This window comes from Cupriavidus sp. 01L415 (assembly GCF_056400065.1).
Genome location: NZ_JBFTSP010000016.1, coordinates 83,511 through 95,843, shown reverse-complemented (window position 1 = coordinate 95,843; position 12,333 = coordinate 83,511). Strand labels below are relative to the sequence as shown.

10 protein-coding genes are annotated in these 12,333 nt (G+C 67.4%); 6 read left to right on the top strand and 4 right to left on the bottom strand.

Annotated features, from left to right (window positions below; all coding sequences use genetic code 11):
- Positions 1-17 precede the first annotated feature (17 nt).
- The 3 genes from AC1DOX_RS20985 to AC1DOX_RS20975 are packed head-to-tail and all read left to right on the top strand — an operon-like array spanning position 18 to position 6,101.
- Entirely contained in the window at positions 18-3,335 is a 3,318-nt protein-coding gene (locus tag AC1DOX_RS20985; RefSeq protein WP_441620370.1) for an efflux RND transporter permease subunit, read from the top strand.
- Positions 3,332-4,612: an efflux RND transporter periplasmic adaptor subunit gene (locus tag AC1DOX_RS20980; RefSeq protein WP_441620368.1), complete on the top strand. Its 1,281-nt coding sequence runs from the start codon at positions 3,332-3,334 to the stop codon at positions 4,610-4,612. The genes AC1DOX_RS20985 and AC1DOX_RS20980 overlap by 4 nt, the downstream gene beginning before the upstream one ends.
- Positions 4,596-6,101, top strand: a complete 1,506-nt coding sequence (locus tag AC1DOX_RS20975) for an efflux transporter outer membrane subunit (RefSeq protein ID WP_441620366.1) — start codon at positions 4,596-4,598, stop codon at positions 6,099-6,101. Before AC1DOX_RS20980 ends, AC1DOX_RS20975 begins: the two co-directional genes overlap by 17 nt.
- Before the next feature lie 24 nt (positions 6,102-6,125).
- Here the strand turns inward: AC1DOX_RS20975 and AC1DOX_RS20970 are convergent, their stop codons facing one another.
- Both AC1DOX_RS20970 and AC1DOX_RS20965 read right to left on the bottom strand, forming a co-directional pair.
- Positions 6,126-7,601, bottom strand: a complete 1,476-nt coding sequence (locus AC1DOX_RS20970) for a YncE family protein (RefSeq protein WP_441620364.1) — start codon at positions 7,599-7,601, stop codon at positions 6,126-6,128.
- 19 nt (positions 7,602-7,620) lie between these two features.
- The gene (locus AC1DOX_RS20965; RefSeq protein WP_441620362.1) at positions 7,621-8,118 is read right to left on the bottom strand and encodes a DUF305 domain-containing protein; all 498 of its coding nucleotides are present in this window, start codon (positions 8,116-8,118) and stop codon (positions 7,621-7,623) included.
- Between the two features lie 234 nt (positions 8,119-8,352).
- Here AC1DOX_RS20965 and AC1DOX_RS20960 point away from each other — a divergent pair, with 234 nt between their 5' ends.
- Positions 8,353-8,901: an RNA polymerase sigma factor gene (locus tag AC1DOX_RS20960; protein ID WP_441620360.1), complete on the top strand. Its 549-nt coding sequence runs from the start codon at positions 8,353-8,355 to the stop codon at positions 8,899-8,901.
- Complete coding sequence (locus tag AC1DOX_RS20955) at positions 8,898-9,710, top strand: anti-sigma factor family protein (protein ID WP_441620358.1); 813 nt, start codon at positions 8,898-8,900, stop codon at positions 9,708-9,710. Before AC1DOX_RS20960 ends, AC1DOX_RS20955 begins: the two co-directional genes overlap by 4 nt.
- A gap of 99 nt (positions 9,711-9,809) precedes the next feature.
- Here the strand turns inward: AC1DOX_RS20955 and fumC are convergent, their stop codons facing one another.
- Both fumC and AC1DOX_RS20945 read right to left on the bottom strand, forming a co-directional pair.
- Positions 9,810-11,213 (bottom strand): class II fumarate hydratase, encoded by a 1,404-nt coding sequence (fumC, locus tag AC1DOX_RS20950; protein ID WP_092139470.1) that lies wholly within the window; start codon positions 11,211-11,213, stop codon positions 9,810-9,812.
- A 160-nt stretch (positions 11,214-11,373) separates the two neighbouring features.
- Positions 11,374-11,724 carry a four-helix bundle copper-binding protein gene (locus AC1DOX_RS20945; RefSeq protein ID WP_441620356.1) on the bottom strand — a complete coding sequence of 117 codons (351 nt, stop codon included), beginning with the start codon at positions 11,722-11,724 and terminating at the stop codon, positions 11,374-11,376.
- Between the two features lie 209 nt (positions 11,725-11,933).
- Between AC1DOX_RS20945 and AC1DOX_RS20940 the strand changes: the two genes are divergently transcribed.
- Positions 11,934-12,305 (top strand): hypothetical protein, encoded by a 372-nt coding sequence (locus AC1DOX_RS20940; protein ID WP_441620354.1) that lies wholly within the window; start codon positions 11,934-11,936, stop codon positions 12,303-12,305.
- Positions 12,306-12,333: the final 28 nt, after the last annotated feature.

The window sequence follows — 12,333 nt, the reverse complement described above, 5'->3', positions numbered from 1 at the left end:
ATCCGGGAGAAATCGAAATGTGGATTGTCAGGCTCGCCCTGGGGCGACCCTATACGTTCGTGGTGTTGGCGATCTGCCTGTTGCTGGCGGGCCCGCTGATGATCCTGCGCACGCCGACGGATATCTTTCCGTCGATCAACATCCCCGTGGTCAGCGTGGTCTGGTCCTACAACGGCCTGTCGGCCGAGGACATGTCGCGCCGGATCGTCACGGGGTACGAGCGGTCACTGACCAACAGCGTCGACGACATCGAGCACATCGAGTCGCAGACGCTCAGCGGCGTGTCCGTGATCAAGGTGTTCTTCCATCCGGGCGCCGACATCAATCGCGCCATCGCGCAGACCACGTCGGGCGCGCAGTCCTTGCTCAAGACCATGCCGCCGGGCACCACGGCGCCGCTGATCCTGAGCTACAGCGCTTCCACCGTGCCGATCCTGCGGCTGGCACTCGGCAGCGACCAGTTGCCGGAACAGGAGCTCTACGACCTTGGCAACAACTTCATCCGCACGCAGCTGGCCACCGTGCAGGGCGCGTCGGTGCCGCTGCCATACGGCGGCAAGGTCCGGCAGGTCATGGTCGACCTCGATACCCGCGCGCTGCAGGCGCGGGGCCTGGCACCGCTGGACGTGGTCAATGCCATCAACGCGCAGAACCTGATCCTGCCCGGCGGCACGGCCAAGATCGGCGCGCTGGAGTATCGCGTCGACCTGAATGGCAGCACGCAGACCGTCGCGGCGCTGAACGACCTGCCGGTCACGAGCGGACCGGACGGCGTCGTCTATGTCCGCGACGTGGCACAGGTGCATGACGGCTACGCGCCGCAGACCAATGTGGTGCGGCGCGACGGCAAGCGCGCCGCGCTCCTCGAGATCGAAAAAAGCGGCAATACCTCCACCTTGTCGATCATCGCCCAGATCAAGGCCATGCTGCCGAAGGTCACCGCCGGCTTGCCGAAGTCGCTGCAGGTGCAGCCGATCTCCGACCAGTCCGTGTTCGTGACTTCCGCCATCGACGGCGTCCTGCACGAGGCATTGATCGCCGCCTGCCTGACCGCGCTGATGATCCTGCTGTTCCTCGGCAGCTGGCGGTCGACGCTGATCATCGCCATCACCATCCCGCTGTCCGTGCTGGCCGCGCTGATCGCGCTGTCCGCTCTGGGCGAAACGCTGAACATCATGACGCTAGGCGGGCTGGCACTCGCCGTGGGCGTGCTCGTCGACGACGCCACGGTGGCGATCGAGAACATCACCCACCATCGCGAGATGGGCAAGCCGCTGGAGACGGCCATCCTCGACGGCTCGGCGCAGATCGCGCTGCCCACGCTGGTGTCCACGCTCTGCATCTGCATCGTGTTCCTGCCGATGTTCATGCTGAGCGGCGTGGCGCGCTACCTGTTCGTGCCGATGGCCGAAGCCGTGGTCTTCGCGATGATGGCGTCGTACTTCCTGTCGCGCACGCTGATTCCGACACTGGCCCACTATCTCCTGCGCGGCGAGGCTGCCGATGGGCTTCCGGCCGCGCAGTTGGCCCCGCATCCGGCTCCACCTCCGGGCCGTCTCCGGCACATTGGCAGCTTCCTCGGCCGCCTCTTCCACGGCCTGCACCAGCGCTTCGAGCACGCGTTCGAGGCGATGCGGCTGCGCTATGCCGGCGTGTTGCGGGCCGCGCTGGCCGCGCGCCGACGCACGGTAGCCATCTTCCTGATCGCCTGCGCGGGCTCGATGGCGCTGGTGCCGTTCCTCGGCCAGGACTTTTTCCCAAGCGTGGACAGCGGCGAGATCCGCCTGCACATGCGCGCCCGCACCGGCACGCGCATCGAGGAGACGGCCCGCATCGCCGATCAGGTGGAGGCGTCGATCCGCCAGACCATCGGCCCGGCACGCGTCGCCAGCATCGTCGACGACATCGGTCTGCCGGTCAGCGGCATCAACCTGACCTACGACGCCGCGCTGCCGATCGGCACGGCGGATGCCGAGATCCTGGTGTCGGTCAAGCCGGGCAGCGGCGGCACGGCCGCGGATATCGACAAGCTCGGCACCCTGCTGCCCAAGGCCTTTCCCGGCGTGAGCTTTTCGTTCCTGCCGGCGGACATCGTCAGCCAGATCCTCAATTTCGGATTGCCGGCGCCGATCGATGTGCAGATCGTTGGCAATGACCTGGCGGGCAACCGCGTCGTGGCCAATCGCCTCGCGCGCCTGCTAACTGCCGTCCCGGGCCTCGCGGACGTGCACCTGCAGCAACCTGCCGACCAGCCCGCGCTGACCATCGACGTGGACCGAACCCGCGCCTTGCAGGCAGGCCTGTCGCAGCGCGACGTGGCGCAAAACCTGCTCATCTCGCTTTCCGGCAGCGGCCAGACATCGCCAAACTTCTGGCTCAACCCGAAGAACGGCGTCAGCTATCCGCTGATGGTCTCCGTGCCGCAGTACGCCATGGGGTCGCTGCAGGCCCTGGCGAACATTCCCCTCGGGCTCGGTGCCGACACTGCGGCACAGGGCGGCGCCGGTCAGGTCGGTCTGTTCGGCACCGTTACGCGGACCAGCCAGCAAGGCGTGGTGTCGCACTACAACGTGCAACCGGTACTGGATATCTTCGGCGCGGTGCGCGGGCGCGACCTCGGCGCGGTGGCGACCGATATCGACCGCATCGTTGCGAGCGTGCGCAAGGATTTGCCGCCCGGATCGGACGTGGTGGTCCGGGGGCAGGTGCAGACCATGCGGACCTCGTTCGTGGGGCTGGTGGGCGGGCTCGGCGCGGCGATGGTGCTGGTGTATCTGCTGATGGTCGTCAACTTCCAGTCCTGGCTCGACCCGCTGGCCATCGTCGGTGGCTTGCCCGTCGCGCTGTCCGGCATGGCATGGATGCTGTTCGCGACGGGCACCACCATCAGCGTGCCCGCACTGACGGGCGCCATCATGTGCATTGGCATCGCCACGGCCAACAGCATCCTGGTCGTGAGCCGCGCGCGCGAGCTGCTGGGCGAAGGCATGGCCCCGGTGCAGGCGGCCCTCGAGGCCGGCACCGGCCGCTTTCGCCCGGTGGCGATGACCGCGCTCGCCATGCTGTTCGGCATGGTGCCGATGGCGCTGGGCGCGGGCAGCGCGGGCGCCCAGAACGCTCCGCTCGGCCGGGCCGTCATCGGCGGGCTGGCGTTCGGTTCGATCGCCACGCTGGTGCTGGTGCCCGTCTTCGTCGCCATGCTGCATCACTGGCTTGGCGGCCGGACGCGCGTTGCCCAATCGCCTCCAGCCACCTCCCCGGTCACGCCCTCACCCACGCCCTCAGTCACGTCTTCAGTCACCTCTTCAGTCACGCATACGGCAGATCCCAGATGAAACCTTCCACGACGCCCCCACCGGTCGATGATCTTCCGCCCCCGGGGCGGCATTCGATGGCGCCACGGCATGCCGGGCTGGCCCTGGCAGCGTGCGCGCTGGTGGCCGGTGCGCTGGCGCTCGGCATCGTGCCGCGCCTGCAGGCGCATGCGGTCCTTGCGAAGCGCACGGCTCAGGCGACAGTGCCCGCGGTCGCCATCGTCCGGCCCGGCGTAGCCGCCGCGCAGCGCGAAATCGTCTTGCCGGCCGATGTCCGGGCCTATCAGGATGCCCCGGTGTACGCCCGCGTCAGTGGATACCTGCGGCGCTGGTACGCGGATATTGGCGCACAGGTCACGCAGGGGCAGCTGCTCGCCGAGATCGATGCGCCCGAAGTGGCGGACCAGCTCCGGCAGGCGCGCGCGGACGAAGCCACCGCTGCTGCCAATTTCGCGCTGGCCAAGAGCACGGCCGAGCGCTGGAAAGACCTCCAGCAATCCAACTCGGTCGCGCAGCAGGAAACTGACCAGAAGGTCGCCGACATGCAGGCGAAGGGCGCCGTGCTGGCGGCGGCGCGCTCCAATACGTCGCGTCTGGCGCAAATGGCGTCCTATACGCAGATTCGTGCGCCGTTCGACGGCATCATCACCGCGCGCAACGTCGATACCGGCGCACTGATCGATGCCGGCAGCAGCCCCAGCCAGGGTCGCGAGCTGTTCCACCTCTCGGCGGGCCGTACGCTGCGTGTGTATGTGCAGGTGCCGCAGGACGACAGCGGCATCGTGGGGCCGGACACCGAGGCGTGGCTCACGCTGCCGCAATCGCCGGGGCAGCGTCTGCCGGCCACCGTCGCACGCAATGCCGGCGCGATCGACCCGGTGACGCGCAGCCTGCGCGTGGAGCTGGATGTCGATAGCCACGACGGACGCATCCTGCCCGGCGCGTATGCCGAAGCGCACCTGAGCGCCAAGGCCGCGCGCGCGGGATTCGACCTGCCAGCCAATACCTTGCTGTTTCCGGCGCAAGGGCCTTCCGTCGCCATCGTCGGCGACGACGGGCGGCTGGCAATCCGGCGCGTCGCGCTCGGCCGCGATTTCGGCTCGCACGTGGAAGTGTTGAGCGGCCTGCAGGGCAACGAGCGCGTCGTGGTCAACCCCGGCGATGGCGTGGTGGCCGGCACGCCAGTGCAGGTTGTTGCCGATCGCGCCCCGTCCGCGCCACCGTCCGCGTCACCACCAGCGGCACCATCTGGCGCCCCTGCCACGCAACCATCGAACGATCATGCCAGTCACCCGTAACCATCGCGGCACGCCTGTCTGCAAATGGCCGCTTGCAGCGGCGGCATTGGCCGCGATCGTCCTGCTAGCGGGATGCGCCACGGCGCCGCCTTACCAGCCGCCCGCGATCGACCTGCCGCAGTCCTACAAGGAGGCCGGGGCGACGCCGGCTCATCCCGGTGGCCCTGCCAACATCTCGGCGGTGTGGTGGGGCGTGTATGGCGACGACGGGCTCGACGCGCTGGAAGCCCGCATCGATGTCTCCAGCCAGACGCTGCGCAAGGCCGTGGCGCTGTGGCAGGATGCGCGCGCGCAAGTGAGGGTGGCCAGATCCGCGTACTTTCCCACGGTGAGTGCCGGCGTCAGCGTCAGCAACAGTCATACGTCCGCCAACGTCGTCGGCAAGTCCCTCGCGGGCAAGACCACGCCCGACCACACGCTCGGGCTGACGGCTTCATGGGAGCCCGATCTGTTCGGCCGCATTGGCAACACCGTCGACGCGGCGCAGGCGCACGCCGAGGCCAGCGCCGACGACGTCGCGGCGGTCCGGCTCGGCCTGCAGGCGGAACTGGCCACCGACTACTTCGGCGTGCGTTCGCTCGATCGTGAAGCCGCGCTGTTGCAGCGGACGATCGACACCTATACGTCGGTGTTGGAACTCGTGACCAACCGCTACTACGGTGGCATTGCGACGCAAGGCGACGTGGCCCAGGCGCGCGCGCAACTGGAGAGCACGCGCGCGCAATTGTCGGATTTGCAACTGAACCGGACCCAGCTGGAGCACGCCATCGCCACGCTGGTCGGCGAGTCGGCCAGCCGCTTCTCGTTGCCGCCATTGCAGGCGGATACGCCTTCGGCGCATCTGCCGATGGTGCCCGCGGCAGTGCCTTCGCAATTGCTGGAACGCAGGCCCGACATCGCGTCGGCGGAGCGCCGCGTGGCCGCTGCCAATGCCCAGGTCGGCGTGGCGCGCGCGGCGTTCTTTCCCGATCTGATACTCGCGCTCGGCGGTGGCCTGGAAAGTACCAACCTGGCCGGCTGGCTGACCGCGCCCAGCCGCTTCTGGGCCATCGGGCCGGCGCTCGTCGGCACGATCCTGGATGGCGGCCGGCGCCGTGCCAACGCGGACAGCGCCCGCGCGCAGTTCGATGCGAGCGCGGCGGACTATCGGCAGACCGTGCTGCACGCATTCCAGGAAGTGGAGGACGGGTATGCCGCCGTGCAGGCGCTGCAAAACGAAGCCGCTAGCCAGCAGGCCGCATCGGAGGCGTCGGCGGAGGCCCTGCGCATGGGGATCGACCGCTACCGGAAGGGCGCCGTGGCTTATCTGGAAGTGGGCGTGCTGGAAGGCGCGGCGCTCGCGAGCGATCGGGCACTCGAGAATGTCCGGCGCCGGCAGCTGGTGGCGAGCGTGAGCCTTGTGAAGGCGCTCGGCGGCGGATGGGAGCCAGCCGGTCAGGCCACGGCGCGCGATGGGACGCGTGCCGTGGCCGCCGCCCCCGCGCCATGACGGCGCGTGGCGATGCGTCGGTCATCAGAGCCGCTGCAGCTGCACGGGTGTGCCCGGCTTGCCATCGACCTGGGGGGCCACCATCAGGTAGCGCCGCTTGTCCGTGGCCGTCGAGCCCGGCGCCACCACCTGGCGAATCGGCCCGATCGAATTGACGATTGCCGAACCGGCCGGGTTGGTCATGAACGTCGCCAGCGCTTCCACGTTGCCGCTGCCATCCGGCTTGTCCGACAGCGCCAGCACATATGCGGACTTGGGCTGCAGGCCCGTGACGGAGGCCTGTAGCACCTGCACAAGGCCCTGTTCGAACAGCGTGACGCTGGTGGGGGCCGCGCCATCGTTGCTGCCGCCCACCGACGCCAGCGCGAGATGTGTGGCCTGACCGGCAACCCCGAGCGGCTGCAGATTCTGCGTGCCATCGCCCTCCGGTACCGCGTTGGGCACGTAGGCAATCGCCTGCGGCGCCTGCCCGACCGGCACGTTGGCAACGACCTGGTTGGTGGCCGTGTCGATTGCCGCGAGCGCGTCGGCATTCTCGAGACCCACATAGATGCGTGAGCCATCGCCAGACGGCCAGATGCCGTGCGGCAGGTTGCCGACCGGGATCGTCGCGACCTGCGAGAAATCATCGGTTCGGAACACCTTGACCTGGTTCAGGCCGCCGATGGTGACGTAGGCGAACGTACCCTTGGCCGTGTGCGCGAAGTTGACGTGGTTCGTGATCGGCCCGGTGTCGAGGGTCTTGATCAGCGAGAACGGCGGGCGTGCATCGAAGACCTGCGTGCGGCCCACGTCCTTGAGCGTGAACCAGACCTGCCTGCCATCCGGCGTCGCGGCAATATTGGGGCAGAACGGGCTGTCCTGCTTCACGGTGCCGACGATCTTGTGATCGGCCACGGATACGACCTTGGTTTCCGGATTAAACGACGAGCAGATATAGCCGTACTTGCCGTCCGGGGAGAAGATCTGCATGCCGGGGCCGGCGGGCGTGACGATGCGCGTCTTCTCCTGGAACGTCTTCGCATCGAGCACTGCGACGTAGTTCTCGCCGCGCACGGTGACCCACACTTCGCGGCCATCGGGCGTGTAGAACGCCTCGTGCGGCGAGCGGCCGACATAGGTCGTGTGCCGGACCGTGTTGGTCTGCGTATCGATAAACGTCACCGAGTTCGATCCGATCGAGACGATCGCCAGCATGCGGTGATCGGGCGAGAAGCCCATGCCGTGCACCAGCACCTGGCCGCGGTAGAGCGGGCTGAAGTTGCCCGGCGAAGGATCGCCGAGGCGGATCACGCCGAGCAGCTTGTTATCGACGGGATCGGTCACGGACACCGTATTGGAGAACTGCTCCGCGGCGTAGATCCGGTCCTTGTGGCTGACGGGGATATCGGGCGCGGACATCGCGCCGGGTGCCTGGCCAGCCCAGGCGAGCGTGGCCGCCAGTGTGGTCCCCACCAGTGCGGCGCGGACCAGCGCGGTGGAAAGGATGTTGCGTGTCATCGAGGCTCCTGCGGGGTTGTCATTCGTGGTGGGACATCGGCTTGCCATGCTGCATGCCGTGGCCGGCGGCTGCTGGCGATGCTGACGGTGAAGCGGGCGCTGCCGCCGGGGCCGTCGGCGCGGGGGCCGAAGGCGGCAGCGGCTGGCCGAGCGCCAGCCGCATCGCGGCGATCTCCTGTTGCTGGTCGACGATGATTTCCTGCGCGATGCGTCGCAACTGCTCGTTGCTGCCGTAGCGCAGGAACGCCCGGGCCATGTCGATCGCGGCCTGGTGGTGGGGGATCATCATCGCGACGAAATCCTTGTCGACATCGCCGGTCGGCTTGACGGCCATGTCGGCCATCATCTGGTTCATGGCGGCGTCGTTTTCGCTCAGGAACGCGGATTCGTCGGCAGGCGGGCCGGCGAACGCGGTGGAGGCGCCGAAGGCGGCCAACGCGGTGACCAGTATGGTCACCAATGAGGTGGCACGCGCGGCACGTCGTGTGGAAACGGGTCGCGCGGAAATGGTTGTCATGGGTGGCTCCCTGTCGTGGCCCGCAGGCCGTCATCCGCGACCATCCGCGTACATCCGCGTATACACAGGCGCGACGCGCTTATTCCATCGACGCCAAAAAATCGTGGGTGGCGCCTGCGGCGCTTCCGGGGAGAGCCAGGAAAAATGTCGGGGGGAGGCGGAATAAACGGCCGCGCGCGCGTGTATGCAACAAGAGAGCGCCAGCCAGGGTGGCCGGCGCGGCAAGGATGGACGATGAGCATCCGCAACGCCCTGATCGATCACGTGCCTCGGCTGCGCCGCTATGCGCGCGCGCTGATTCACAACCGGGAACTTGCCGACGACCTCGTGCAGGACACGCTCGAGCGCGCGCTCGGCCGTACGGACCAGTTTCGAGTCGGCGCCGACCCGCGCGCCTGGCTGTTCGCGATCATGCACAGCCTCTACGTCAACCACGCGCGCCGCGCGTCGGCCCGCGCGGTCCACGTCGCCATGGATGAGGACACGTTCGGCGACGACGCCCTGACCATGCCCGACGGCCAGACCCGCGCGCATGAAATGCGCGACCTGGACGAAGCGCTCCAGCGGCTGCCGGCCGAGCAGCGCGCGGTCGTGCTGCTGGTCGGCCTGGAGGACATGAGCTATGCCGAGGTGGCGCTGGCGCTGGATATTCCGATCGGCACGGTGATGTCGCGGCTTTCGCGCGGGCGCGAGCGATTGCGGGTGCTGATGGCGGGCGAGGCCCCGGGAGATAGCAAGGCGGGTGGCAAGGCAGGTGGTCCGAAACTGAGGGTGGTGCGATGAACGAGCAACGAACTACCGTCGACGAGGCGGAGCTGCATGCGTATGTTGACGGGCAACTGTCGTTCGAGCGGCGCGCGGCGGTCGAGCGTGCGCTCCAGGCGGACCCCGCACTGGTGGCCCGCGTGGATGCGTACCTCGCGCAGAAGCATTGGCTGCATGCGCGCTATGACGATGTGCTCGACGAACCCGTGCCGCGCCGGCTGCGTCCGAGCGATGCGCGGCGCGCCGCGTGGCCGCGCTGGATGGCGATGGCCGCCATGCTCGTGCTCGGTATTGGAATCGGCATCGGCATGGACGTCGGTAGCCTGCCGGGCACGCTGGTGGCCTCGCGCGAGGGCAAGATCGCACGGGCCGGCGCCGAGGCGCCGGCTGGCTTTGCCCGCCAGGCCGCGCTCGCCCATGTGGTCTACATGCCTGACGTCGTCCGGCCCGCCACGCTCGGCGCCGATCGCGAACAGGACTTCGTGCAATGGCTGTCGGACCGGCTCGGCACGGCCGTCCATCCCCCCGTGCTGACGCGTAGCGGCTTTGAACTTGTCGGCGGCCGATTGCTTCCCGATGCCGGCGGCGACGTCGCGCAGTTCATGTATCGCGACGCCGGGGGCCAGCGGATCACGCTGTGCATCTCCCGTCGCAAGGCGGACAGCAAGACCACTGCGTTTCGTCTCTATCAGGATGGTTCGGTCAACGTGTTCTACTGGATCGACGGCGATTTCGGCTATGCCGTCTCCGGCGGCATCGGCCGTGACGTGCTGCTGGAACTGTCGCACGACGTGCACGCGCAGCTTGAGGGGGCGCGTGGGCGCTGACGTGTCGCGGCCGGCGGTCTGCAACCGGATGTCATCCGGCCGAAGTCATCGTGCAGAAGACCGCCGGCGGATTTCCGCCGGCTGACCTTCATCGCAGGATCAGACCTCCCGGGTCATCCCCTTGAAGTCGATCCACTCATCGAATTGCGCATCGTTGAGGTGGCCGGAGGCAATCGCGGCCTCGCGCAGCGACAGGTTCTTCTTCACCGCCAGCTTGGCGATCTCCGCGGCCTTGTCGTAGCCGATGTGCGGATTGAGTGCCGTCACGGACATCAGCGAGCGCTCCAGCAACTCCTGGATCCGCGCGCGATCGGGCTCCACGCCTTCCACCATGTGTTCGGCGAAGCTCGACGCCGCATCGGCCAGCAGCGTCACGGATTGCAGCAGGCTGTAGACGATCACCGGCTTGTACGCATTGAGTTCCAGCGTGCCGAGCCCGTTGGCGAGCGTCACCGTCGTGTGGTTGCCGATGATGCGGCAACAGACCATCGCCAATGCCTCGGCCTGTGTCGGATTGACCTTGCCCGGCATGATCGACGACCCTGGCTCGTTGGCCGGCAGTTGCAGCTCCGCAAAGCCGGCGCGCGGGCCGGACCCCAGCAGCATGAAGTCCCGGGCGATCTTCAGGAATGACGAGGCCGTCGTATTCAGCGCGCCCGAGAGGTCGGCCAGTGCATCGTGGGCGGCTTGCAGCGCGTAACGGTTGGGTGCCGGTTCGAAGGGCAGGCCCGTGTAGCTGGCCAGCGCGCGCGCAAACGCTGCAGCGAATCCCGGCGGCGCATTCAGGCCGGTACCCACCGCGGTGCCGCCCTGCGGTACCGGCATCGCACGTAGCATGGCCTGCTGCAGGCGCGACTGCGCATCCGACACCTGGGTCATGTAACCGGAAAATTCCTGGCCGAGCGTCAACGGCACGGCGTCCTGCAAGTGCGTGCGGCCGACCTTGACGATGTCCGCGAACGCCTCGACCTTCTTCGCGAAGGTTTGCTGCAGCTTTTCCAGCGATGGCAGCAGGGTTTGCTGGATCGCGCGGGTGGCCGCGATATGCATTGCCGTGGGAAAGCTGTCGTTGGAAGACTGGCTGGCGTTGACGTGGTCGTTGGGGTGAACAGGCTTCTTGCTGCCGACCTCGCCGCCGAGGATCTGGATCGCACGGTTGGCGATGACCTCGTTCAGGTTCATGTTGGTCTGCGTGCCGGACCCGGTCTGCCAGACCGACAGCGGAAATTCGCCCGGCCATTTGCCGGCGATCACTTCTTCCGCCGCCTGTTCGATGGCGTGGGCCAGGTCCGGCTTGAGCACACCCAGCTCGTGGTTGGCACGGGCCGCGCAGAGCTTGAGGACGGCGAAGGCTTCGATCAGCGCCGGCGGCATCTTTTCGCTGCCGATGCGGAAGTTCTGACGAGACCGTTCGGTCTGGGCACCCCAGAGATGATCGGCGGGGACGGCGACGTCTCCCAGGCTGTCTTTCTCGATACGGGTGGCGGGCAACTTCTCGGACATGAGCGGACTCCTTGAGGAAGAGATCACAGCAAGCAACGCAAGATCCTTAGCATAGCCTTCCTGTGTCACATCCGCCGCTTTCGGGGGCAATGCCCCTGCCGCCGGCATGCGCATTCCGGGCGCATGTCGGCGACGATTGCCTGCCTGGGTTACGGAGTGTTCAGGCGGTCATCTTCAGGCACATCTCCATGCAGGCGGCACAGGCCCTGGCACATTCCTGGCAATGCCAATGGTCGTGGTGCTCGCATTCCTCCTTGCACCATTTGCAGACTTCGGCGCAGTCTTCGCATACGAGCGGTGCGAATTCGCTGTTGCGCAGCATGTACGACGCGGCGAGGTTGGCGATGCCGGCGCAGTCCATGTCCAGCGCGATGCAGCGCGCCATCTTCTTGGTGTCGGGCTCTTCCAGGCAGGCTGCGGCGCATTTGAGGCAGGCGGCGGCCGCGGCGTTGCAGGCGGCGATACAGTCGGCGTAACGGGTGAAGTTCTCCTGCACGGTGGGTCGAATCATCGGTGTCCTCCTTGGGGGTGGGTGGTAGGCAACCGTTATCCACAATAGCAGGCGTAGTCGGGTCCTGCCGTAGAGTCGGGGTGGTCTACAATGGCCGGCTCCGCCTCGCTATCCCACCTTCGGGTCTATTTCCTGATGCGTGGCGATGCGTGGAGAAGCATTTACAAGACGGCAATTTATTGGCGAAAGCCAGAAGAAAGGATGGCACCATGGGTGACGCAAAACGACGGGGCACACCCGAGGAGCGGGCGCAACAGGCGCGTGCGCGGGCAGAGGCGCTGCGGCCGGCACAACTGGTCTGCGGGTCGTGCAAGACCGCATTCACCAATTTCGACGCCATCCCGGCACCGGGCCTGCGTGGTATCGACGCGGTATTCGGCGGCCAGTGCCCGAACTGCGGCAACGATGTGATCGTGTTCAAGGGGGAGCCGAATGCCGTGGCCGAGGCAATGCTGGCTTACGAAAAGATGATGGGCGAGAGCGCCAAGCTGGGCTACCAGTCGGCCGACGGCCGGCATGTGCCGTTTGACGCCGATGCGCCACAGGCGTCGGACGCTTCCGACGAATCGACCAAACACTGAGACGGCCACCGGGGAGCGGCATCGTCGG

Bases quoted from the DNA above. Each gene is read 5' to 3' on its own strand.
- AC1DOX_RS20965 (WP_441620362.1), bottom strand. From the start codon at position 8,118: ATGACAACCATTTCCGCGCGACCCGTTTCCACACGACGTGCCGCGCGT.
- AC1DOX_RS20955 (WP_441620358.1), top strand. From the start codon at position 8,898: ATGAACGAGCAACGAACTACCGTCGACGAGGCGGAGCTGCATGCGTAT.
- AC1DOX_RS20940 (WP_441620354.1), top strand. From the start codon at position 11,934: ATGGGTGACGCAAAACGACGGGGCACACCCGAGGAGCGGGCGCAACAG.
- AC1DOX_RS20985 (WP_441620370.1), top strand. From the start codon at position 18: ATGTGGATTGTCAGGCTCGCCCTGGGGCGACCCTATACGTTCGTGGTG.
- AC1DOX_RS20960 (WP_441620360.1), top strand. From the start codon at position 8,353: ATGAGCATCCGCAACGCCCTGATCGATCACGTGCCTCGGCTGCGCCGC.
- fumC (WP_092139470.1), bottom strand. From the start codon at position 11,213: ATGTCCGAGAAGTTGCCCGCCACCCGTATCGAGAAAGACAGCCTGGGA.
- AC1DOX_RS20975 (WP_441620366.1), top strand. From the start codon at position 4,596: ATGCCAGTCACCCGTAACCATCGCGGCACGCCTGTCTGCAAATGGCCG.
- AC1DOX_RS20945 (WP_441620356.1), bottom strand. From the start codon at position 11,724: ATGATTCGACCCACCGTGCAGGAGAACTTCACCCGTTACGCCGACTGT.
- AC1DOX_RS20970 (WP_441620364.1), bottom strand. From the start codon at position 7,601: ATGACACGCAACATCCTTTCCACCGCGCTGGTCCGCGCCGCACTGGTG.
- AC1DOX_RS20980 (WP_441620368.1), top strand. From the start codon at position 3,332: ATGAAACCTTCCACGACGCCCCCACCGGTCGATGATCTTCCGCCCCCG.